Source organism: Streptomyces sp. NPDC093568 (assembly GCF_044764945.1).
Lineage (GTDB): Bacteria > Actinomycetota > Actinomycetes > Streptomycetales > Streptomycetaceae > Streptomyces.
In genome coordinates this window covers 290,580-311,539 of the sequence record NZ_JBIWJD010000008.1, presented here as the reverse complement: position 1 = coordinate 311,539, position 20,960 = coordinate 290,580, and the positions used below count along the sequence as shown (strand labels likewise).

Below are 20,960 nucleotides of genomic sequence, written 5' to 3'. Positions count from 1 at the left end.
TCACCATGGCTGACCAGTCCATCAAGGCACCGAAGGGTGAGAGCGCGCGTAATGGCGGCTCTCAGGAAGGCGCCGCCCAGACGGAGGGCATCTCGCGACGGCTCCTGCTCGGGTCCGCCGGTGCCACCGGGCTCGTGCTCGGCGCGGCCGGCGGGGCCGTGGGATACGCCGCGCGGCCGGCGCAGGCCACGCCGCTCGCCTCGCTGGGGGCCGATCAGGTGATGTTTCACGGGAAACATCAGCCCGGCATCCTCCAGCCCCTCCAGGCGCGCGGCCACGTCGTCGCTTTCGACCTGGCCCCCGGCGCGGGCCGCAAGGAGGCGGCGGCCCTGCTGCGCCGCTGGTCGGAGACGGCTCGGCGGCTGATGGAGGGCGAGGCGGCGCAGCAGGACGACACGGATGTCGCCCGGGACGCCGGGCCGTCGTCGCTGACGATCACCTTCGGCTTCGGGCACAGCTTCTTCGCGCGGACCGGTCTGGAGAAGCAGCGTCCGGTCGCCCTGGATCCGCTGCCCGACTTCTCCTCGGACCAGCTCGACAAGGCGCGCAGCAACGGTGACCTGTGGGTGCAGATCGGCGCCAACGACGCCCTGGTCGCCTTCCACGCCCTGCGCGCGATCCAGAAGGACGCGGGCCGGGCCGCCAAGGTGCGCTGGCAGATGAACGGCTTCAACCGCTCGCCGGGCGCCACCTCCCATCCGATGACGGCCCGCAACCTGATGGGCCAGATGGACGGCACACGCAATCCGAAGCCGACGGAGGCCGACTTCGACCAGCGGATCTTCGTGCCGCCGTCCGGCTCGAAGCACCCGGCCTGGATGGCGAACGGCTCCTATGCCGTCGTACGCCGTATCCGCATGCTCCTCGACGACTGGGAGCAGCTCTCGGTCAAGGCGCAGGAGGAGGTCATCGGGCGCCGCAAGTCCGACGGCGCACCGCTGTCGGGGGGCACCGAGACGACCGAGATGGACCTGGAGAAGACGGACAAGGCCGGGAACCTGGTCGTCCCGATCAACGCCCACGCGCGAATCACCAGGCCCGACCAGAACGGCGGCGCGGCGATGCTGCGACGCCCGTTCTCGTACCACGACGGCATCGACACGGACGGGGTGCCCGACGCGGGCCTGCTCTTCATCTGCTGGCAGGCCGACCCGCTGCGCGGCTTCGTCACCGTCCAGCGCAAGCTCGACCGGGGCGACGCCCTGTCCAAGTTCATCCGGCACGAGTCGAGCGGCCTGTTCGCGGTGCCGGGCGGCGCGGCCGAGGGCGAGTACGTGGGGCAGCGGCTGCTGGAGGGGTGACGCCCGCACCCGGGAGCGGCGCGCCCCCAGGAGGCGGGCGCCGGGTTTCGCAAGGCCCATTAGGGTGAGGTCATGCCAGCGAGCTATGCCTATCTCGGCCCCGAGGGCACCTTCACCGAGGCCGCCCTGCGCACGCTTCCCGAGGCCGCGACCCGGGAGCTGATCCCCTACGTGTCCGTGCAGTCCGCGCTGGACGCGGTGCGGGTCGGCGAGGCCGAGGCCGCCTTCGTGCCGATCGAGAACTCCGTCGAGGGCGGTATCACGACCACGCTCGACGAGCTGGTCGCGGGCGCACCGCTGATGATCTACCGCGAGGTACTGCTGTCGATCACCTTCGCGCTGCTGGTCAGGCCGGGCACGAAGCTGTCGGACATCAAGACCGTCTCCGCCCACCCGGCCGCTCAGCCGCAGGTGCGCAACTGGCTCAGGAACAACCTCCCCGACGCGCAGTGGGAGTCGGCCGCCTCGAACGCGGACGCCGCCCGCCTGGTCCAGGAGGGCCAGTACGACGCGGCCTTCGCCGGTGAGTTCGCCGCCGCGCTGTACGGCTTGGAGGCCCTGGAGACCGGGATCCACGACGCGGAGAACGCGCAGACCCGCTTCGTGCTGGTGGGCCGGCCCGCGCGGCCTGCGGCGCCGTCCGGCGCGGACAAGACGTCCGTCGTGCTGTGGCAGCGCGACGACCATCCCGGCGGTCTGCGTGACCTCCTGGGCGAGTTCGCCACCCGCGGCATCAACCTGATGCTGCTCCAGTCCCGGCCGACCGGGGCCGGCATCGGCAACTACTGCTTCTGTATCGACGCCGAGGGTCACATCTCCGACCGCCGGGTGGCCGAGGCGCTGATGGGGCTCAAGCGGATCTGCCTGGAGGTGCGCTTCCTGGGCTCGTATCCGCGCGCCGACATCAAGTCGGCGGATGTGGAGCCGCCGCGCCTGGGGACGTCGGACGAGGAGTTCGTCTCGGCGGCGGACTGGGTGGCGCGCTGCCAGGACGGTCGGTTCTGAGGCCGGTCCTACCAGCCGATCGTCGTTATCCACAGGAGTTATCCACAGGTACTCATCTCGACCTGGGGACAAGTCGACAGGGAAAGGTGAGTCTGTCGACAAATCGCCCTCTGAGCCGTCCCGACGTCCACTCGGAGGCAAGTCACCCTTCGTCCACTCTTTTCCTTTGGGCAATCCTTTGGGGCGACCACTTTCCACTCGAAAGTGCGGATGGAACGGGTTTGTCCTGGGAATCCTCGACTTGATCACCGGGTTACGGAGTGATCAATTCCGAAGTCCACAGTCCATCCACACAGCCTGTGGATAACTCCTCGGAGGCTGGGGATCCCTGTGGACAACGGAAGCCCAAGTCCCGTTGCCCACAAGGGATTCCGGTCAACCAGCCGCCTCTCGCATGCCCCGCCCCAGGGAGCGAGACACTTTTTATTGACACGCTTCGCAATTCCCCCATAACGGAACGTATGCCGCAGTCCGGAATAGCGAGTCGTGGGCTGTCATCCCTCCCCGGTAGCCTTGACCGCGTGATTGACCTTCGCCTGCTTCGTGAGGACCCCGACCGAGTGCGCGCCTCGCAGCGCGCCCGTGGAGAGGACGTCGCGCTCGTCGACGCCCTCCTGTCTGCCGACGAGCGGCGCAGGTCGTCCGGCGTCCGCTTCGACGAGCTGCGTGCCGAGCAGAAGCAGCTCGGCAAGCTCATCCCCAAGGCCTCCGCGGACGAGAAGGCCGAGCTGCTGAAGAAGGCGAGCCAGCTGGCCGCCGACGTCAAGGCGGCCGACGCCGAGCGCGACGCGGCCGACGCCGAGACCCAGGAGCTCCTCCTCCAGCTGGGCAACCTGGTCCACCCCGACGTCCCGGTCGGCGGCGAGGAGGACTTCGTCACGCTGGAGAAGCACGGCGAGATCCGTGACTTCACCGCCGAGGGCTTCGAGCCGAAGGACCACCTGGAGCTCGGCGCGCTCCTCGGCGCGATCGACGTCGAGCGCGGCGCGAAGGTCTCGGGCTCGCGCTTCTACTTCCTCACCGGCGTCGGCGCCCTCCTGGAGCTCGCCCTCGTCAACGCGGCGATCGCCCAGGCCACGGCGGCCGGCTTCACGCCGATGCTGACCCCGGCGCTGGTCCGCCCCCAGTCGATGGCCGGCACCGGCTTCCTCGGCCAGGCGGCCCAGGACGTCTACCACCTCGCGAACGACGACCTCTACCTGGTCGGCACGTCCGAGGTCCCGCTCGCGGCGTACCACATGGACGAGATCATCGACGCCGACCGGCTCCCGCTGCGCTACGCGGGCTTCTCGCCCTGCTTCCGCCGCGAGGCCGGCTCGCACGGCAAGGACACCCGGGGCATCTTCCGCGTGCACCAGTTCGACAAGGTCGAGATGTTCTCCTACGTCGACCCGGCCGACTCGCAGGCCGAGCACCAGCGCCTGCTGGAGTGGGAGAAGCAGTGGCTGACGTCGCTGGAGCTGCCGTTCCGGGTCATCGACGTGGCCTCCGCCGACCTCGGCTCGTCCGCCGCCCGCAAGTTCGACTGCGAGGCGTGGATCCCGACGCAGGGCAAGTACCGCGAGCTGACGTCGACCTCGGACTGCACCGAGTTCCAGTCCCGCCGACTGTCGATCCGCGTCCGTGACGGCAAGCAGGTCAAGCCGCTCGCCACGCTCAACGGCACGCTGTGCGCCGTACCGCGCACCATCGTGGCGATCCTGGAGAACCACCAGCAGGCCGACGGCTCGGTCCGGGTGCCCGAGGTGCTGCGTCCCTACCTGGGCGGCCGCGAGGTCCTGGAGCCGGTGGCCAAGTGAGCGACACGGCTGCCGTCGGGGATGCCGAGGGCATTTCGCGCGCGACCGGCTTCCCGTACAAGCTGATCGCGACCGACCTCGACGGCACCCTGCTGCGCTCCGACGAGTCGGTCTCCCGGCGCACCCGTGACGCCCTCGCCGCCGCCACCGAGGCGGGCGCCGCGCACATCGTCGTCACGGGCCGCGCGGTCCCGTGGACCCGGCACATCCTCGACGACCTCGGCTACCAGGGCCTCGCCGTGTGCGGCCAAGGCGCGCAGGTGTACGACGCCGGCGCGCACCGCCTGCTCACCTCGGTGACCCTGGACCGGCAGCTGGCGGGCGTGGCCCTGGCCAAGATCGAGGCGGAGGTCGGCCCGCTGTACCTGGCGGCGAGCCGCGACGGCCTGGACGGGGACGTCCTGGTGGGCCCCGGCTACGCGCTCACGGGCGCCCTGCCGTCGACGCCTTTCACGGACGCGTCGGATCTGTGGACCGCCCCGCTGAACAAGATCTACGTACAGCATCCGAAGCTGTCGGACGACGAGCTGGCCGAGGCTGCCCGCCGGGCGGCGGGCGGTTTCGTCACGGTGGCGATGGCGGGCGAGGGCATCGTGGAACTGCTGCCCCTGGGCCTGTCCAAGGCGACCGGGCTCTCCCTGGCGGCGCGCCGCCTGGGCCTGAAGGCCGCGGACACGATCGCCTTCGGCGACATGCCGAACGACCTCCCGATGTTCGCCTGGGCGGCACACGGGGTGGCCATGGCCAACGCCCACCCGGAGCTCAGGGCCGTGGCGGACGAGGTGACGGCCTCCAGCGAGGAGGACGGGATCGCGGTCGTGCTGGAGCGGTTGCTGGGTCGGTGACCGGACCGGGTCCTGTACTCGGTCCGGTCTCGGTGGCCAGGTCTCGCGGAGGATGCACGGATCGAACGTGCGCGGGGTTTCCCCCGACCACGACTTGCTTTGATCGAGCACAGCGCAAGCCGGTGCCTTACCACTCGGCCAATCCTCCGGGTGGGCGGCCCACGCGAGAGCGACATCGCGTGCTCGAAGCGGCCGCCCCGGACAGCTCCGTGTGCGGAGCGCGCTCGACGGTGGGGTAACTACACCGGAGCCCGCCGCGGGCTGCCCTGACGGGAGCTGGACGTACTGTCGTGCATGGACATCGTCCAACTCCTCTCCCAGAACGCGGCGCCGGTCTCAACCAGCGACTTCGACACAACCATGGTGCCTGTACGCCGAGTTGGACGCCACCGAATAAAACGGCCGTAGCGGGATCAACGGCGTCGCCACTTGCGGCGGCGCCCCTTGCTGAAGAACCACCCCGCGGGCGGTTCGTCGGAGCGCCACGGCTGCGGCTCGGGCTGCTCCCGGCGCCAGCGGGCGGCCAGCATCCGGGCCCGGGCGGAGGGTTCCGAGGTCTCGGCCGCGCGTATGAAGTCGTCGTCCAGGACCAGGTCGTCCCAGGTGTCGTCCCCGGATCGCTCGCGATCCCCGTGCTGCGATGTGCCGCCTGCCATCCCTGTCCTCCAGTTCGTGCAGTGCACTCCCGTCCGATCAGTGTGACCGGACGGGGGTGAAGCCCTCGTCAGGAGCGGCCCCGGTGCGGGGCCCGCTCTTTGCTCCCGGCCTGCCTACTCCTCGCCCGCCAGCGTCAGCGAGCGCAGCTTCTGCCCCGCGTACCAGGTGGCGAGGACGGTGACCACCACCAGCAGCACCGTCGCCGTCGGCAGCGCGACGTCGGACGTCACCAGCTCTCCGCCGGCGACCTTCTGCGCCACCGCCAGCGACCACTGCTGGACGCTCAGCGTGCGCGCACCCGCGACCAGGGAGCCGAACAGGGCCTCCCAGACGAGCGCGTAGACGAGGCCGAAGACCACCGCGTGCCGGGACACCGTGCCCAGCAGCAGGAAGATCGCCGCGTAAGCGATGGAGGCGACCAGCGCGGCGACCGTGTAGGCGACGGCGATCTGCTGGCCGTTGCCGTTGAGGATGAACCCGGCGACGAAGGTCGGCAGCGCCGAGAACACCATCGTCACGGCGATCGCGACGATGAGCTTGGTGAAGATGATCGTCGGCCGCTTCACCGGCTTGGACAGCAGGTACACCACCGAGCCGTCGTCGATCTCCGGCCCGATCGCGCCGGTGCCGGCGATGACACCGATGATCGGCACCATGGTGGCCAGCGCCAGCCCGCCGAGCAGGTCGGACGCGGTCTGGTCGTCGGCGCCGGCGAGCGCGCGCACCACGACCGAGATCGCGATGAGCAGCAGGGGCAGCGCGCCCAGGATGAGGGCCCGGCGGCGGCCGAGCAGGGCTCGGTAGGTGAGCCGGGCGACTGTGGGGTCGTACATCTTCGGCCTCCTACGCCGCGACCAGATACGAGAACACGGACTCGAGGGATTCGTCGGACGGCGAGACCGTGAGCAGGCGGATGCCCTGGTCACGCGCCACCCTCGGCAGCAGCGTGGTGAAACGGCCGAAGTCGATCGCCTGGATGTGCAGCGCGCCCTCGGCGAGGTCGACCTCGATGCCGGACGTCGACGGGTCGGCGATCAGCGCGGCCGCGAGGGCGCGGTCGTCGCTGGAGCGCACCAGGTAGCGGTGCGGGCGGTCCGTCATCAGGCGGCGGATCTTGCGGAAGTCACCGCTGGCCGCGTGCCGTCCGGCGACGACTACCTCGATGTGCCAGGCGAGTTGCTCGACCTCTTCGAGGATGTGGGACGAGAAGAGCACCGTGCGGCCCTCGTCGCCCATCTTCCGCAGCAGGTCCATCAGCTGCATGCGCTGACGCGGGTCCATGCCGTTGAACGGCTCGTCGAGCAGCAGCAGCGAGGGGTTGTGCACGAGGGCGCTCGCCATCTTCACGCGCTGGCGCATGCCCTTGGAGTACGTCGAGATCTTGCGGTCCTGCGCGTACTCCATCTCGACCGTGGCCAGCGCCTTCTGGGCGGCCTTGGCGCCCAGGCCGTGCAACTCGGCGTTGGCGACGACGAATTCGCGGCCGGTGAGGAAGTCGTACATCGCCTCGCGCTCGGGGACGATGCCGATGTGCTTGTAGATCGACTCGTTGCGCCACACCTGCTGGCCGTCGAGGGTGACGGTGCCGGTGGAGGGGGCGAGGAAGCCGCCCATCATGTTGATGAGGGTGGACTTTCCGGCGCCGTTGGGGCCGAGGAGGCCGGTGACGCCGGGGCCGATCGTCATGGTGATGTCGTTGACGGCGACCACGTTGCCGAACCAGCGGGAGACGTGGTCGATCTGGAGCGTGGTCACAGTCCCACCTTCTTGTAGCGGCGCATCAGGAGGCCGTAGCTGGCGGCGATCAGGCCCAGGGTGACGAGGACGTAGACGGCGCCCTCACCGTTGCCCGGGCCCACCCCGCCGGGGAAGGCGGAGCTCGCGCCGAGGAAGGCGGACTGCACCCCGTCGATGAGCGTGATCGGCGAGAAGAGGCCGATCCAGGCGATGGCGTCGGAGCTGCCCCCGCCGTTGAGCGACTGCGCGTCGGCGATGGCCTGGAGCGTGGAGACGGCGCCGTAGGAGATGGTCAGCACGGCGATCACCGCGGCGATGCCGAAGCCGCGGCGCGGCGTGACGGACGCGATGACCAGGCCGAGGCCGGCGAACAGCAGTGAGAGCAGTGCGACGGACACGAGTCCCTGCGCGAATCCCTTGGTCTGGTCGGCGAAGTCGAGCTTGGCCAGCAGCGCGCCCACGTAGAGCACCAGCAGCGGAGCCGCGGTGAGGAGGAACAGCGCGGAGGCCAGCGCCGCGAACTTCGCGCGGACGTAGTCGGCGGTCTCGATGGGCCGCGAGAAGTACAGCGGCACGGTCTTGAAGCGCAGGTCGCGGGAGACCGACTGGGGTGCCTGCGAGGCGACGTACAGGCTGATCACGGCCTGCATGATGATCGCGTAGCGCGTGTAGTCGACGGGCAGGTCCTTGGCCTTGGTGGCGACCGCGACGGCGACCATGATGGCCGCGGGCACGCACATCACCACGAACAGCAGCATCGGCAGCACCTTGGACTTCACCGAGCGTCCGAGGCCGTAGGAGCCGCGCAGGGACTGCGAGTACAGCGAGCGGGTCGCGTAGGAGCGGCCGAGCCGGGGGCCGTCGTAGTTGCGGTAGCCGATGTTGTGGATACGGGTCTGGTCACCCGACTGCGTGGCTACGGGGTGCTCAACCGCCATGGCCGACCGCCTCCTTCCGCTGTGCGTCGGCGCTCTGCCCGCCGTCGGTGAAGACCTCCGAGATGTGGTGCCGGCGCTGCTCCATGCGCACCAGGCCGAGGCCGAGGTCGGCGACGACGTCGCGCACCAGGTCGTACGTCTCCTCGCCCGTGGCGGTGAGCAGCAGGATGTGGCCGGCGCCGGGGAGGCCGCCGCTGCCGTCGAGGACGTCCACCCCGCGCGCGTGGAGCGCGTCGCGCACCGCGCCGGTGCCGTTCGGGTGCTCGTCGGTGTCGGTGACCTCGATCGCCAGGGTGGTCGTGGTCTGGGTGAAGTCGGTGGTGGAGCTGGAGCGCAGGAGCTTGCCGCCGTCGATGACGACGACGTGGTCGCAGGTGCGCTCCAGTTCGCCCAGCAGGTGCGAGGTGACCAGGACCGAGATGCCGAAGTCGGTGTGGATACGGCGGATCAGGCCGAGCATCTCGTCGCGGCCGACCGGGTCGAGGCCGTTGGTCGGCTCGTCCAGGAACACCAGCTGCGGGTCGTGCACCAGGGCCTGCGCCAGCTTCACGCGCTGCTTCATGCCGGTCGAGTAGCCGCCGATGGGGCGGTAGCGCTCCTCGTACAGCCCCACATGGCGCAGGGTGTCCGCGGTGCGCTCGCGCGCGGCGGTGGGCGGCAGTCCGGACATGCGGGCCATGTGCACGACGAACTCGGTGGCCGAGACGTCGGGCGGCAGGCAGTCGTGCTCAGGCATGTACCCCACCCGCTCGCGGATGGCGCCGCCCTTGGTGGCGACGTCGAGTCCGAGCACTTCGGCGCGGCCCTCGGTGGCGGGGGACAGACCCAGCAGAATCTTGATCATGGTGGACTTGCCGGCTCCATTGGCTCCGACGAGTCCGGTCACCCCGGGCCCGATGTCCATGGTCAGCCGGTCAAGAGCGGTCACCCTCGGGAACCGCTTGCTCAGGCTTTCGGTCGCGATCACAGTCACGCTTCGAAGGTAGTGACGCGTACCACGCCGGGCGTCACCCCGCAGAGCTGTCTTGAAGTCAACCTCCAGGACTACGGAGCACTAGGGGTCACCCCTGAGGTCGAACAACGACGCCCCGGTTTTCCACATCATGAGGGTTTTCCACAGCCTACGGCAGCCCTATTGACGCAGCCTCTAACAACTGTCACATTCACCAGTGTCAAGTTACGGACACGTACCGCAGTCAGCGTGGACAAGGTGGGGCGGTGGCATGACTACGGCGGTGACAGGCGAGCTCCATACGGAATCAGCGGAATTGCGGGGGTTCAGACGAGTCCAGCAGCTGGCCTACGAATGCGCGGAGGCCGTCGCGGCGCGGCTGGAGCCCGGCATCACCGAGCGCGAGGCGGCGCGCATGCAGCGCGAGTGGCTGCGTGAGCGCGGGGTGCGGGACTGGTTCCATCTGCCCTTCGCCTGGTTCGGGGACCGCACGGCGTTCGTGAACTTCCGGATCCCGTTGCAGTTCTTCCCGACCAACCGCCGCCTGGAGCCCGGGATGCCGTTCATCCTGGACATGGCCCCCGTCTACGAGGGCTACACGGCCGACATCGGCTACTCCGGCTCGCTCGGCATCAACCCGGTCCAGGACAAGCTGATGGCCGACCTGGAGGCGCACCGGACGCTGATCCTGCGCGAGGTGCGCGAGCGGCGGCCGCTGCGGGAGATCTACGAGGACGTGGACCGGCTCATGGTCCGCCAGGGCTACGCCAACCGGCACCGCGCCTACCCCTTCGGCGTGATCGCGCACAAGGTCGACCGGGTCGAGCCACGCCGCTGGTCGGCGCATGTTTTCGGGTTCGGCACCCAGTCCCTGAAGGGCCTGGCGAGCGACGCGCTGCACGGTCACCGCGAGGGCTGGTCCCCGCTGTGGTCCCCGTACCGCTTCTCCGACCACCCGCCGCGGCCGGGCCTGTGGGCGGTCGAACCCCACCTCGGATTCAGGGGCACCGGCGCGAAGTTCGAGGAGATCCTGGTCGTCACCGACTCCACGGATCCCGCGGAGAGCGCCTTCTGGCTGGACGACGATCTGCCGCATGTGCGGCGCTGGGCGGAGGAGAAGTGACTCTTCAGGGGGCGCGTGAGCGCCGGGTGCGGACCGGCGGGGTCGACCTGTGCGTGGCCGAGCTGGGCGATCGGGGCCGGCCGACGGTGATCCTGGTGCACGGCTATCCGGACAGCAAGGAGGTGTGGTCCGAGGTCGCGCCGCGCCTTGCCGACCGCTTCCACGTCGTGCTGTACGACGTCCGGGGCCACGGCCGCTCGACGGCCCCCAAGCCGCTGCGGGGAGGGTTCACCCTGGAGAAGCTGACGGACGACTTCCTGGCCGTCGCGGACGCGGTCAGCCCGGACCGGCCCGTGCATCTGGTGGGGCACGACTGGGGCTCGGTGCAGGCCTGGGAGTTCACCACCGTCCGGCGCACCGAGGGCCGCATAGCCTCCTTCACGTCGATGTCCGGCCCGTCCCTGGACCATTTCGGCCACTGGATCAACCAGCGTCTGAAGCGCCCCACCCCGCGCCGGGTCGGTCAACTCCTCGGCCAGGGCGCCAAGTCCTGGTACGTCTACGCCCTGCACACACCCGTACTGCCCGAGCTGGCCTGGCGCGGCCCCCTCGGCAAACGCTGGCCGCGCATCCTGGAGCGGCTGGAGAAGGTCCCGGGCGGCGACTACCCGACCTCGTCCCTGCGGTCGGACGCGGCGCACGGGGCGTGGCTGTACCGCGACAACGTACGCACCCGGCTGGCCCGTCCGCGCGCGGACGCGTACGCCCACGCGCCCGTGCAGCTGATCACGCCCCTCGGGGACGCCTTCCTCTCGGAGCGGCTCTACGACGGGCTGGAGCTGTGGGTTCCGCAGCTGACCCGGCGCACGCTCCCGGCCAAGCACTGGATTCCGCGCACCCGCCCCGACCAACTGGCTTCCTGGATCACGGAGTTCGTGACGTCGGTGGAGGGCGGACGACCGAAGGGGGTGACGGCGAGCGGGAAGTACGCCGACCGCTTCGGCGGACAGCTCGTCCTGGTCACCGGCGCGGGCAGCGGCATCGGACGGGCCACGGCTTATGCGTTCGCCGAGGCCGGCGCGCGGGTGGTGGCCGTCGACCGGGACGCCGAGGCCGCGTCCCGCACCGCCGAGATGTCCCGGCTGATCGGCGCGCCCGAGGCCTGGGCCGAGACGGTCGACGTCTCCGACGAGCAGGCCATGGAGAAGCTCGCCGCGAAGGTCGCCGCCGAGTACGGCGTGGTGGACGTCCTGGTGAACAACGCCGGGATCGGACTGTCCGGCTCCTTCTTCGACACCACACCGGAGGACTGGAAGAAGGTCCTGGACGTCAACCTCTGGGGCGTCATCCACGGCTGCCGGCTCTTCGGCAAGCAGATGGCAGAGCGCGGACAGGGCGGCCACATCGTCAACACCGCGTCGGCGGCGGCGTACCAGCCCTCCAAGGCGCTGCCCGCGTACAGCACCTCCAAGGCGGCCGTCCTGATGCTCAGCGAGTGCCTGCGCGCGGAGCTGGCGGGGCAGGGCATCGGCGTCACCGCCATCTGCCCGGGGTTCGTCAACACCAACATCACCTCGACCGCGCGCTTCGCCGGGGTCGACGCCGCGGAGGAGAAGCGGCGCCAAAAGAAGTCGGCGCGGCTGTACGGGCTGCGGAACTACCCGCCGGAGAAGGTCGCCGACGCGATCCTGCGGGCGGTGGTGCGCGGTGACGCCGTCGTTCCGGTGACGGCGGAGGCGCGCGGGGCGTATCTGATGTCGCGGTTCACGCCGAAGGCGCTGCGCGGGATCGCGCGGCTGGAGCCGCCGCTATGAGGCCGGGGCCCCGCGATGGGTGAGGCCGGCCACGCCCCCGACGGGCGGGCTCCGTCCGCCTACCGGATCGAGGACCTCGCGCACCTCAGCGGAGCCACCGTCCGCACCATCCGCGCGTACCAGGACCGCGGCCTGCTCCCCCGGCCCGAGCGCCGGGGCCGCGCCAATGTCTACTCGGACGCCCATCTCGTCCGCCTGCGCCAGATCGCCGACCTCCTCGACCGCGGCTACACCCTGGCCTCCATCAAGGAACTCCTTCAGGCCTGGGACACCGGTCGCGGCCTGGGCGGGGTGCTCGGTCTGGCGGCCGAGGTGGACGGGCCGTGGACCGACGAGGAGGCGGTACGGGTCTCCCGTGCCGAGTTGGAGGAGCGCTTCGGCGGCGCTCCGGACGACGCGGCGGTGGCCGAGGCCGTGGAACTCGGTGTGCTGGAGCCGGTCCCCGGCGACGAGGACTCCTTCGTCGTGCCGAGCCCCCAAGAGCTCGCCGTGGCGGTCGAGTTGCACTCCGCAGGGGTGCCGCTGTCCGCGATCTCGGGCCATCTAAGGGAGTTGAGGGGGCAGGTCGAGCACATCGCCGCCCGTTTCCTGGAGTTCACCACCGAGCACGTCTTCGCCCGCTACCTCGAAGGACCGCATCGTCCGACGGACGCGGAGGCGGCGGAAGCGGCCTCTCTGGTACGACGTCTGCGACCGTTGGCCCAGCACACCGTGGACGCTGAACTGGCCCGTGCCATGCGTCTGTTGGCGGTGCGGCACCTGCGTCATCAGCTGGGGACGGGCGAGGATGCGGATCCCCGGAAAATGGTGCGAAATGTGACGATATCGGCGGAGACAATGCGTGCCGTTGAGGCCCTGGTTGGCCTGGAGCAGGCTGCGGACTTCATCGCGCTGGCCGCCGAACGCGAAGTCAGGGCACGCGCCTTGGACCGTCTCGCCGCAAATCACACGTCGTCAATGGATCTTGACGAAACCCCTTGAAACGACAGCTCGTTGTCCACAGAAGCGCCAATTCCCCTGTGGATAACCGCACTTGGTTGTGGATCAAACATCGGGAGCGAAATCATTCGCGTGATTCGTGTCGTCGGCGGCAGTCTGGTGGCATGGACGAAAGACGCACCGTGAAGGTGTCGAAGTACCTCTCGAAGCACCTGCGCCACCAACCCGAGCGGATCGGGCTGATCCTGGACGAGGGCGGCTGGGTCGAGATCGACGCGCTGATCGCCGCCGCGGCCGCGCACGGCTTCCGGTTCACCCGGGACGAGCTGGACCATGTGGTCGCCAACAACGACAAGAAGCGCTTCGCGATCGAGGGCACCAGGATCCGCGCCAGCCAGGGCCACAGCATCGACGTCGAACTGGGGCTGCCCCCGGCGACGCCGCCGCCGTACCTGTACCACGGCACCGTGGCCCCCGCCCTGGACGCGATCCGCGATGCCGGCCTCAGGCCCATGAGCAGGCACGACGTGCATCTCTCGGCCGACCGCGAGACCGCGACCCGGGTCGGCGCCCGACGCGGCCGCCCGATCGTGCTCTCCGTGGACGCCGGCGCCATGCACCGCGACGGCCATGTCTTCCACGTCAGCGCCAACGGGGTGTGGCTGACGAAGGCCGTGCCGCCGGAGTATCTGCGCTTTCCCGAGACGCGCTGACCTCCTTGCGGCACGATAATTGGTATGGACCAATTCCCCACCACCGAGGCCGCCGTCTCCGCCCTGCGCGCCATAGCCGCCGACTACGGCCGCGAGATCAAGGTGAGCCATGACATCGGCGCCGACCAGACCTCCCGCCGCAGCGCCGCCGGCGTCGGCGTGACGACCGACCCGGACGGCTCGCTGCCCCACGAGGCGTATGTCGAGCTGGGCGGCTCGCCCCGGGTGAGCGTGCGGCTCTACCCGGATGACGACGCGCTGATCATTGTCGAAGGCGTCGAGTGCCCCGACGTCCCGCGTGCGGACGTGCCCGCTTTTCTCCGCTCAGTCCTCGATGGTCTCGCCCACGTCAAGGGGCGTCGCTTCCCGCCCGGCTACTTCCTGATCGTGCCGCTGCCCGGCGACCGGACGCACAGGGAGTTCATGCCGATGGTCAGCCTCACTCCGTGGCTGAGCGGCCGCGTGCGGTGACCGTTTCACGTGAAACCCATTCGGCCGCTTAGGCTCGACGCATGAGTCTGCGCCTGAGCACCGTGATCCTCCCGTACCGCCGCTGGTCCGAGGGGAGCCGCGAGGCATGGCAGCGCGCGGAGCAGCTCGGCTTCCACACCGCCTACACCTACGACCACCTGTCCTGGCGCAGCTTCCGGGACGGCCCGTGGTTCGGCGCTGTGCCGACGCTGACCGCCGCCGCGGCCGTCACCGACCGAATCCGGCTGGGCACCCTGGTCACCTCGCCGAACTTCCGGCATCCGGTGACCCTCGCCAAGGAACTGATCTCCCTCGACGACATCTCGGGCGGCCGGGTCACCCTCGGTATCGGCGCGGGCGGCACCGGCTTCGACGCCACCGCGCTCGGCCAGGAGTCATGGACCCCGCGCGAGCGTGCCGACCGCTTCGCCGAGTTCGTCCCCCTGCTGGACAGGCTCCTGACCGAGGACTCGGTGTCGTACAAGGGCGACTTCTACTCGGCGCACGAGGCGCGCAACATCCCGGGCTGTGTGCAGCGTCCCCGGCTGCCCTTCGCGGTCGCCGCGACCGGGCCGCGCGGGCTGCGGCTGGCCGCCCGGTACGGGCAGGCCTGGGTGACCACGGGCGACCCCAAGCTGTACGAGAGCGGCACGCCCGAGCAGTCGGTTCAAGCCATTCGCGGGCAGGTCGAGAAGCTGGCCGACGCGTGCGCCGCGATCGGCCGGGACGCGTCCGAACTCGACAAGGTTCTGCTCACCGGGTTCACCCCCGACCGCGGGCGTCCGCTGGAGTCCCTTGACGCGTTCGTGGACTTCGCGGGACGTCATCAGGAGCTGGGATTCACCGAGATCGTGGTCCACTGGCCGATCCCCGACTCGGACTTCGCGGCCGACGAGAAGGTCTTCGAGCAGATCGCCATGGAGGCCGAGGCCCAGCTTCGGTGAGCTCACGGCCGGCGCCCACACAGGGCGTGAAGCTGCTGGTGAGGGCGCTTTCTACGGCGTTCTCAGGGTCGGTATCCCCTCAGCTGCCGCCTCAGATGTGCGGACTGCCGCACGACCGTGCAGGCATATGCGGGAGAATGAGCCGGTGACCTCAGCGACTCGACAGCCCCAGAACCCGGCGGCCGCCGTCCGCCCGCGGCTCATCGCCACCGACCTGGACGGAACCCTGCTGCGGGACGACAAGTCCGTCTCACCCCGCACGGTCGCGGCGCTGGCCGCGGCCGAGGAGGCGGGCGTCGAGGTGTTCTTCGTCACCGGCCGCCCGGCGCGCTGGATGGATGTCGTCAGCGACCACGTCCATGGTCACGGCCTCGCGATCTGCGGCAACGGCGCCGCCGTCGTCGACCTGCACGGCGGCCCCGGCGCCCACCGCTTCGTGAAGGTACGGGAGCTGGCCCGGGAGAACGCACTGGACGCCGTACGGCTGCTGCGTGAGGCGGCGCCCGGAACGGCGTACGCGGTGGAGCAGACGTACGGCTTCTACCAGGAGCCGCACTACCCCAAGCTGCACATGGAGATACCGGACGAACTCGCGCCGGCGGAGGCCCTCCTGGCACCCGACGCACCCGGCGCCGGCGAGCCCGTCCTCAAGATCCTCGCCTACCACCCCACGATCGACCCCGACGCCTTCCTCACCCTCGCCCGGCTCGCCATCGGCGACCGCGCCAACGTCACGCGCTCCAGCCCCAGCGCGCTGCTGGAGATCAGCGGACCCGGCGTCTCCAAGGCGAGCACGCTCGCCCTGTGCTGCGCCGAGCGCGGTATCTCGCACGAGGAGGTCGTGGCCTTCGGCGACATGCCGAACGACGTCGAGATGCTGACGTGGGCGGGCCAGTCGTACGCGATGGGCAACGCGCACCCGGATGTGATCGCCGCCGCGTCGGGACGCACGGTCGCCAACAACGACGACGGGGTCGCGGTCGTCATCGAGCGGATGCTCGCCGAGCGCGGTTAGCGCCTGTCCGCCGGGCTTCGCGGGACAGGCGGGAAGTCCGGGCCGAGGCCTACCCGAGGGGCGCTCCACGCTTCGACAGCCACGGCGCCGGATCCACCGACGAGCCCAGCTCCGGGGTGATCCGGACCTCGAAGTGGAGATGCGGGCCGGTGGAGTTGCCGGTCGTGCCCGACTGGCCGATCCACTGTCCCGTGTCGACCCGCTCGTCCCGGTCGACGGCGACGGAGGCGAGGTGGGCGTACTGCGTGTAGTAGCCGTCCGTGTGCCGGACGACGATCTCCATGCCGAAGGCGCCCGCGCACCTCACCTTGACGACGCGGCCGTCCCCGACCGCCCGTACCGGCGTGCCGATCGGCACCGCGAAGTCCTGCCCGGTGTGCCGGTTCGCCCACCTTTGCCCGCCATTGCCGAACCCGGCCGACAGCTCGTACGACTCCACCGGCGTGACCCACGCGCTCGTGGATTCCTTCCCCTTCTGGTCGAGGCGGACGGCACCGGGGCAGGAGCCGGCGGCCACGGAGGCGTCCGCCTCCCCCTGCAGCTGCCAGCGCGCCTCTTCCAGCTTCTCCTCCACGCCCCTCTTCAGTTCGGCGAGCGCGGCATTGCGCTTCTCCAGGTTCCGCCAGGCGGCCTCGGCTCTGGCCTCGTCCTTGGCGAGCCGGGTCTCGGCGCGGCGGTTCTTCTCGATGGCGTTGCCGACGGCCAGGTTCGTCTGCGAGAACACGTGCTGACCGCGCATCAGCTGCTCCGGGCTCGACGCGAGGATGAGCTGCGCGGTGAGCGGCATCCCCCCGCTGGTGCGGTACTGGGCGCGCGCGATCCGGCCCAGGTCCTCGCGCAGAGCGCCGATCTCCCGCCGCTCCCGGTCGAGCAGGCCCTCGATCCGCTGCGCCCGAGCCCGCTGCCTCTCGGCCTTCTGCCGGCCGGCCTCGTACCGCTCCGTCGCCCGGGCCGCGTCCTCGTACAGCCGCGCCACCTGCCCGCTGAGGCCCAGGTCGCTGACGGCGCCCGCGGCGCCCTCGCCCTCACCGTCGCCCACCGCTTCGGCGGGCCGCACGACGAGCAGGAGGAGCGCACACAGCAGCGCCGGAACGACCAGGCGGCGACGGCGGTATGAGCGCATGTCAGCGATCCTGACCCGAAGACGGGGCCGCGGTCCTGTTCAGGTCGTACGCCTGGGGGACGTTGTTGCTGCGGACGGGTCAGTACGCGGGTTGACGCGGGTACGTGACGGGGAGGCGCCGCACTCCTCCCAGGGCGCTACGGCGCCCCCACGAGCAGGTCGGCCGCCTCCTCCCGCTCAACCATGTCCCGCAGCGGCCCGTCCACGGTGGCCAGCTCCCGGAACGGCCCCCGCTGCGCCACCCGTCCCTCGTCCAGCACGACCACCTCGTCCACGGCCTCCAGCCCGGCCAGGCGGTGGGTGATGAGCAGGGTCGTACGGCCCTCGGTGGCGGCCAGCAGGTCGGCGGTGAGGGCGTCGGCGGTGGGCAGGTCGAGGTGCTCGGCGGGCTCGTCGAGGACGAGGACGGGGAAGTCGGCGAGCAGTGCGCGCGCCAGCGCGAGCCGCTGCCGCTGCCCGCCGGACAGCCGTGCCCCGTGCTCGCCCACGAGCGTGTCGAGCCCGTCGGGCAGACCGTCGGCCCAGTCGAGCAGCCGGGCACGCTTCAGGGCGTCACGCAGTTCGCCCTCGGTCGCGTCCTTCTTGGCCAGGAGCAGGTTCTCGCGCACGGAGCTGTCGAAGAGATGCGCGTCCTGCGCACACAGCCCGACGAGCCGCCGTACGTCGTCGCCGTCCAGCGCGCGGGCATCCACGCCGCCCAGCGTGTACGTGCCCGCGTCCGCGTCCAGGAACCGCAACAGGACCTGCGCCAGCGTCGTCTTGCCGGACCCGGACGGGCCGACGACGGCGATCCGACGGCCTTCCTCCAGGGTCAGGTCGAGACCGGCGAGCGCGGCCCGGTCCTGACCGGCGTGACGGGCGGTCAGGCCCCTGACGGCCACGGGGAAGGGCGACACGGGCGCCTGCCGGGGCCGCTCCGGTTCCCGTACGGGCTCGGGCGCGTCCAGGACCTCGTGGACGCGCTCGGCGCTCTTGCGGACGCGCTGGCGGTACTGCACGGCGAGCGGCAGCCCCAGCACGGCCTCGAAGGCGGCCAGCGGGGTCAGCACGACCACGGCCATCGTCACACCGCCCAGACGTCCGTCGGCGACCGCCTGGGCGCCCACGAGGGCGGTGGCGGCGACGGTGAGCCCGGAGACGAGCGCGGTGAGTCCGTCGCCGAGCGCGGTCGCGGTGGCGGCCCGCGAGGCGATCCGGGTGAGCGCCCGGTCGGCCCGCCGCGCCTGAGCGATACGGCTGGGCAGGGCGCCGGCGACAGCCAGCTCCGCGGTGCCGGTGAGCAGATCCGTCACGCGGGTCGAGAGCAGCCCGCGCGCGGGGGCCAGCCTGCGCTCGGCTCGGCGGGCGACGGCACCGGTGAGGAGCGGGACGCCGATCCCGGCCGCCAGCAGCCCCGCCGCGAGCACCGCACCGGCCTCGGGCAGCAGCCAGGCGGTGAAGCCGACGGCTCCCGCGGAGACGACGGCCGCGGAGGCCGCGGGCAGCAGCCAGCGCAGCCAGTAGTCCTGCAGGGCGTCCACGTCGGCGACGAGGCGCGACAGCAGATCGCCGCGCCGCGTACTTCGCAGACCTGCGGGCGCCAGCCGCTCCAGGCGCCGGTACACGGCCACCCGGGTGTCGGCCAGCATGCGCAGCACGGCGTCGTGCGACACCAGCCGCTCGGCGTACCGGAACACGGCCCGACCGATGCCGAAGGCCCGTGTCGCCGTCACGGCGACCATCAGGTACAGCACGGGCGGCTGCTGCGAGGCACGCGAGATGAGCCATCCCGAGGTGGCCATGAGCCCGACGGCGCTGCCGAGCGCGAGGCTCCCGAGCAGCAGGGCGAGGGCGAGACGGCCACGCCGGGGGCCGGACATGGCTCGCACACGGGCGAGGGCGCCCCGCCCGGCCGTCGTCACCGGCAGGGCCTCGGTGTCGCCCGAGTCGGGACCGCCGTCCGCGCCTTGCCCGGTCGGACGGCCGGCGGACGCCTTGGCCGAGGCCTCCGCCTGAACCGGCGCCTCGGCTTCGGCCAGCCGCACCACGCGATCGGCCACGTCGAGCAGTGCCGGGCGGTGCACGACCAGCAGCACGGTCCGCCCCACCGCCAGCCTCCGCACGGCCGCCACGACCTCGGCCTCGGTGGCGCCGTCGAGCGCGGCCGTGGGCTCGTCGAGCAGCAGGACGGGCCGGTCCGCGAGGAACGCCCGGGCCAGCGCGAGCCGCTGCCGCTGCCCGGCGGACAGCCCGGCTCCGTCCTCACCCAGCGCGGTGTCGACGCCCTGGGGGAGCGCGTCGACGAACTCCAGCGCCCCGGCGTCCTCCAGCGCCCGCCGCAGGGCTTCGTCGTCCGCGTCGGGACGGGCCAGTCGTACGTTCTCGGCGATCGTCCCCGCGTACAGGTGCGGCCGCTGCGGCACCCAGGCGACGCGCGAGCGCCACTCCTCCAGGTCGAGTTCGGCGAGATCGACTCCCCCGACCAGAACGCGTCCCTCGGTCGGCCGCACGAACCCCAACAGGGCGTTCAGCAGCGTGGACTTGCCCGCGCCGCTGGGGCCGACAAGGGCGACCGTCTCCCCGGGGGCGACGGTGAAGCAGGCGCCCGTCACGGCGTCGGCGGACCGTCCGGGGAAGCGGACCGAGACTCCGTCGAAGGACACCGGGCCCGTCGGCACCGCCGAGTCCCCCGATGCCGGCACCGGCGTCTCCAGCACCTCGAAGATCTCCTCGGCGGCGGACAGCCCCTCGGCTGCCGCGTGGTACTGCGCGCCCACCTGCCGCAACGGCAGATAGGCCTCGGGCGCCAGGACCAGGACGACCAGGCCGTCGTACAGATGCATCTCGCCGTGGACGAGCCGCATGCCGATCGTCACGGCGACCAGGGCCACCGAGAGCGTCGAGAGCAGCTCCAGCGCGAAGGAGGAGATGAAGGCGATGCGCAGGGTCCGCATGGTGGCCCGGCGGTACTCGCCGGTGATCCGGCGGATCGAATCGGCCTGCGCCTTGGCCCGCCCGAACACCTTCAGGGTCGGCAGTCCGGCGACGACGTCCAGGAAGTGCCCGGACAGCCGGGACAGCAGCCGCCATTGACGGTCCATCCGGGACTGTGTGGCCCAGCCGATCAGCATCATGAAGATCGGAATGAGCGGCAGGGTCCCGACGATGATGGCCGCCGAGACCCAGTCCTCGGTCACGATCCGCGCCAGCACCGCCACCGGCACGACCACCGCCAGCCCCAACTGCGGCAGATAGCGCGAGAAGTAGTCGTCGAGGGCGTCGACCCCGCGAGTGGCGAGAGCGACCAGCGAGCCGGTCCGCTGCCCGCCGAGCCAACCGGGGCCCAGCTCGGCGGCACGCTCCATCAGCCGCCCCCGCAGCTCCGCCTTCACCGCCGCGCTCGCCCGGTGGGCGGCGAGCTCGGTGAGCCACGAGACGACGGCACGACCGAGAGCGACGGCCACCAACAGCAGCAGGGGAGTGCGCAGTTCAGTGGCGGACATCCCGTCCTGGAACGCCTCGACCACCGCTTCGGCGATGAGCATCGCCTGGGCAATGACCAGCCCCGCACCGACGGCACCCAGGCCGACGACCGCGATCAGGAAGAAGCGGGTGGCACGGGCGTACCGGAGGAGACGCGGGTCGATTGGTTTCACGTGAAACAC

The 20,960-nt window shown here is 71.0% G+C and carries 18 protein-coding genes and 1 tRNA gene; 11 read left to right on the top strand and 8 right to left on the bottom strand.

All coding sequences use genetic code 11. The annotated features are described in order from the left end of the window. Nucleotides 1-5: 5 nt before the first annotated feature. From efeB to ACIRD7_RS30510, 4 genes are all read left to right on the top strand, one after another. A complete protein-coding gene (efeB, locus tag ACIRD7_RS30525; protein ID WP_403458640.1) occupies nucleotides 6-1,301 on the top strand; it encodes an iron uptake transporter deferrochelatase/peroxidase subunit in 1,296 nt (431 codons plus the stop codon). Between the two features lie 72 nt (nucleotides 1,302-1,373). Continuing rightward, nucleotides 1,374-2,306, top strand: a complete 933-nt coding sequence (pheA, locus tag ACIRD7_RS30520; RefSeq protein ID WP_403458639.1) for a prephenate dehydratase — start codon at nucleotides 1,374-1,376, stop codon at nucleotides 2,304-2,306. Between the two features lie 521 nt (nucleotides 2,307-2,827). Continuing rightward, complete coding sequence (gene serS / locus ACIRD7_RS30515; RefSeq protein WP_403458638.1) at nucleotides 2,828-4,105, top strand: serine--tRNA ligase; 1,278 nt, start codon at nucleotides 2,828-2,830, stop codon at nucleotides 4,103-4,105. Continuing rightward, nucleotides 4,102-4,950: an HAD family hydrolase gene (locus tag ACIRD7_RS30510; RefSeq protein WP_403458637.1), complete on the top strand. Its 849-nt coding sequence runs from the start codon at nucleotides 4,102-4,104 to the stop codon at nucleotides 4,948-4,950. Before serS ends, ACIRD7_RS30510 begins: the two co-directional genes overlap by 4 nt. A gap of 46 nt (nucleotides 4,951-4,996) precedes the next feature. On the opposite strand, the gene ACIRD7_RS30505 is transcribed toward ACIRD7_RS30510, so the two are convergent. From ACIRD7_RS30505 to ACIRD7_RS30480, 6 genes are all read right to left on the bottom strand, one after another. After that, a tRNA-OTHER gene (locus ACIRD7_RS30505) sits at nucleotides 4,997-5,098 on the bottom strand. A gap of 265 nt (nucleotides 5,099-5,363) precedes the next feature. After that, nucleotides 5,364-5,606: a hypothetical protein gene (locus tag ACIRD7_RS30500; protein WP_403458636.1), complete on the bottom strand. Its 243-nt coding sequence runs from the start codon at nucleotides 5,604-5,606 to the stop codon at nucleotides 5,364-5,366. A 114-nt stretch (nucleotides 5,607-5,720) separates the two neighbouring features. Then, the gene (locus ACIRD7_RS30495) at nucleotides 5,721-6,440 is read right to left on the bottom strand and encodes an ABC transporter permease subunit (RefSeq protein WP_403458635.1); all 720 of its coding nucleotides are present in this window, start codon (nucleotides 6,438-6,440) and stop codon (nucleotides 5,721-5,723) included. Nucleotides 6,441-6,450: 10 nt separating this feature from the next. After that, entirely contained in the window at nucleotides 6,451-7,362 is a 912-nt protein-coding gene (locus tag ACIRD7_RS30490) for an ABC transporter ATP-binding protein (RefSeq protein WP_403458634.1), read from the bottom strand. Next, nucleotides 7,359-8,282, bottom strand: a complete 924-nt coding sequence (locus ACIRD7_RS30485) for an ABC transporter permease (protein ID WP_403458633.1) — start codon at nucleotides 8,280-8,282, stop codon at nucleotides 7,359-7,361. The genes ACIRD7_RS30490 and ACIRD7_RS30485 overlap by 4 nt, the downstream gene beginning before the upstream one ends. Continuing rightward, nucleotides 8,272-9,249, bottom strand: coding sequence for an ABC transporter ATP-binding protein (locus tag ACIRD7_RS30480; protein WP_403458872.1), 978 nt, complete (start codon nucleotides 9,247-9,249; stop codon nucleotides 8,272-8,274). The genes ACIRD7_RS30485 and ACIRD7_RS30480 overlap by 11 nt, the downstream gene beginning before the upstream one ends. A 256-nt stretch (nucleotides 9,250-9,505) precedes the next feature. Between ACIRD7_RS30480 and ACIRD7_RS30475 the strand changes: the two genes are divergently transcribed. From ACIRD7_RS30475 to ACIRD7_RS30445, 7 genes are all read left to right on the top strand, one after another. Beyond that, a complete protein-coding gene (locus ACIRD7_RS30475) occupies nucleotides 9,506-10,357 on the top strand; it encodes a M24 family metallopeptidase (protein ID WP_403458630.1) in 852 nt (283 codons plus the stop codon). Beyond that, nucleotides 10,354-12,111: an SDR family oxidoreductase gene (locus ACIRD7_RS30470; protein WP_403458629.1), complete on the top strand. Its 1,758-nt coding sequence runs from the start codon at nucleotides 10,354-10,356 to the stop codon at nucleotides 12,109-12,111. Before ACIRD7_RS30475 ends, ACIRD7_RS30470 begins: the two co-directional genes overlap by 4 nt. Nucleotides 12,112-12,126: 15 nt before the next feature. Continuing rightward, entirely contained in the window at nucleotides 12,127-13,092 is a 966-nt protein-coding gene (locus ACIRD7_RS30465; RefSeq protein WP_403458627.1) for a MerR family transcriptional regulator, read from the top strand. A 122-nt stretch (nucleotides 13,093-13,214) separates the two neighbouring features. After that, entirely contained in the window at nucleotides 13,215-13,763 is a 549-nt protein-coding gene (locus tag ACIRD7_RS30460; RefSeq protein WP_403458625.1) for an RNA 2'-phosphotransferase, read from the top strand. 24 nt (nucleotides 13,764-13,787) lie between these two features. Beyond that, nucleotides 13,788-14,234 (top strand): hypothetical protein, encoded by a 447-nt coding sequence (locus ACIRD7_RS30455; RefSeq protein ID WP_403458624.1) that lies wholly within the window; start codon nucleotides 13,788-13,790, stop codon nucleotides 14,232-14,234. Nucleotides 14,235-14,275: 41 nt separating this feature from the next. Further along, nucleotides 14,276-15,178, top strand: coding sequence for an LLM class flavin-dependent oxidoreductase (locus ACIRD7_RS30450; protein WP_403458621.1), 903 nt, complete (start codon nucleotides 14,276-14,278; stop codon nucleotides 15,176-15,178). A gap of 127 nt (nucleotides 15,179-15,305) precedes the next feature. Further along, on the top strand, nucleotides 15,306-16,193 hold the full coding sequence (locus ACIRD7_RS30445) for an HAD hydrolase family protein (RefSeq protein WP_403458619.1): 888 nt from the start codon (nucleotides 15,306-15,308) through the stop codon (nucleotides 16,191-16,193). A gap of 49 nt (nucleotides 16,194-16,242) precedes the next feature. On the opposite strand, the gene ACIRD7_RS30440 is transcribed toward ACIRD7_RS30445, so the two are convergent. Both ACIRD7_RS30440 and cydD read right to left on the bottom strand, forming a co-directional pair. After that, nucleotides 16,243-17,316 carry a peptidoglycan DD-metalloendopeptidase family protein gene (locus tag ACIRD7_RS30440; RefSeq protein WP_403458618.1) on the bottom strand — a complete coding sequence of 358 codons (1,074 nt, stop codon included), beginning with the start codon at nucleotides 17,314-17,316 and terminating at the stop codon, nucleotides 16,243-16,245. A gap of 137 nt (nucleotides 17,317-17,453) precedes the next feature. Further along, nucleotides 17,454-20,951: a thiol reductant ABC exporter subunit CydD gene (cydD, locus tag ACIRD7_RS30435; protein ID WP_403458616.1), complete on the bottom strand. Its 3,498-nt coding sequence runs from the start codon at nucleotides 20,949-20,951 to the stop codon at nucleotides 17,454-17,456. Between the last annotated feature and the right edge of the window lie 9 nt (nucleotides 20,952-20,960).

What these genes read in the sequence shown, in the direction of transcription:
- efeB (WP_403458640.1), top strand. Translation starts at nt 6, where the DNA reads ATGGCTGACCAGTCCATCAAGGCACCGAAGGGTGAGAGCGCGCGTAAT.
- pheA (WP_403458639.1), top strand. Translation starts at nt 1,374, where the DNA reads ATGCCAGCGAGCTATGCCTATCTCGGCCCCGAGGGCACCTTCACCGAG.
- ACIRD7_RS30500 (WP_403458636.1), bottom strand. Translation starts at nt 5,606, where the DNA reads ATGGCAGGCGGCACATCGCAGCACGGGGATCGCGAGCGATCCGGGGAC.
- ACIRD7_RS30495 (WP_403458635.1), bottom strand. Translation starts at nt 6,440, where the DNA reads ATGTACGACCCCACAGTCGCCCGGCTCACCTACCGAGCCCTGCTCGGC.
- ACIRD7_RS30485 (WP_403458633.1), bottom strand. Translation starts at nt 8,282, where the DNA reads ATGGCGGTTGAGCACCCCGTAGCCACGCAGTCGGGTGACCAGACCCGT.
- ACIRD7_RS30475 (WP_403458630.1), top strand. Translation starts at nt 9,506, where the DNA reads ATGACTACGGCGGTGACAGGCGAGCTCCATACGGAATCAGCGGAATTG.
- ACIRD7_RS30465 (WP_403458627.1), top strand. Translation starts at nt 12,127, where the DNA reads ATGGGTGAGGCCGGCCACGCCCCCGACGGGCGGGCTCCGTCCGCCTAC.
- ACIRD7_RS30460 (WP_403458625.1), top strand. Translation starts at nt 13,215, where the DNA reads ATGGACGAAAGACGCACCGTGAAGGTGTCGAAGTACCTCTCGAAGCAC.
- ACIRD7_RS30455 (WP_403458624.1), top strand. Translation starts at nt 13,788, where the DNA reads ATGGACCAATTCCCCACCACCGAGGCCGCCGTCTCCGCCCTGCGCGCC.
- ACIRD7_RS30450 (WP_403458621.1), top strand. Translation starts at nt 14,276, where the DNA reads ATGAGTCTGCGCCTGAGCACCGTGATCCTCCCGTACCGCCGCTGGTCC.
- ACIRD7_RS30445 (WP_403458619.1), top strand. Translation starts at nt 15,306, where the DNA reads ATGCGGGAGAATGAGCCGGTGACCTCAGCGACTCGACAGCCCCAGAAC.
- ACIRD7_RS30440 (WP_403458618.1), bottom strand. Translation starts at nt 17,316, where the DNA reads ATGCGCTCATACCGCCGTCGCCGCCTGGTCGTTCCGGCGCTGCTGTGT.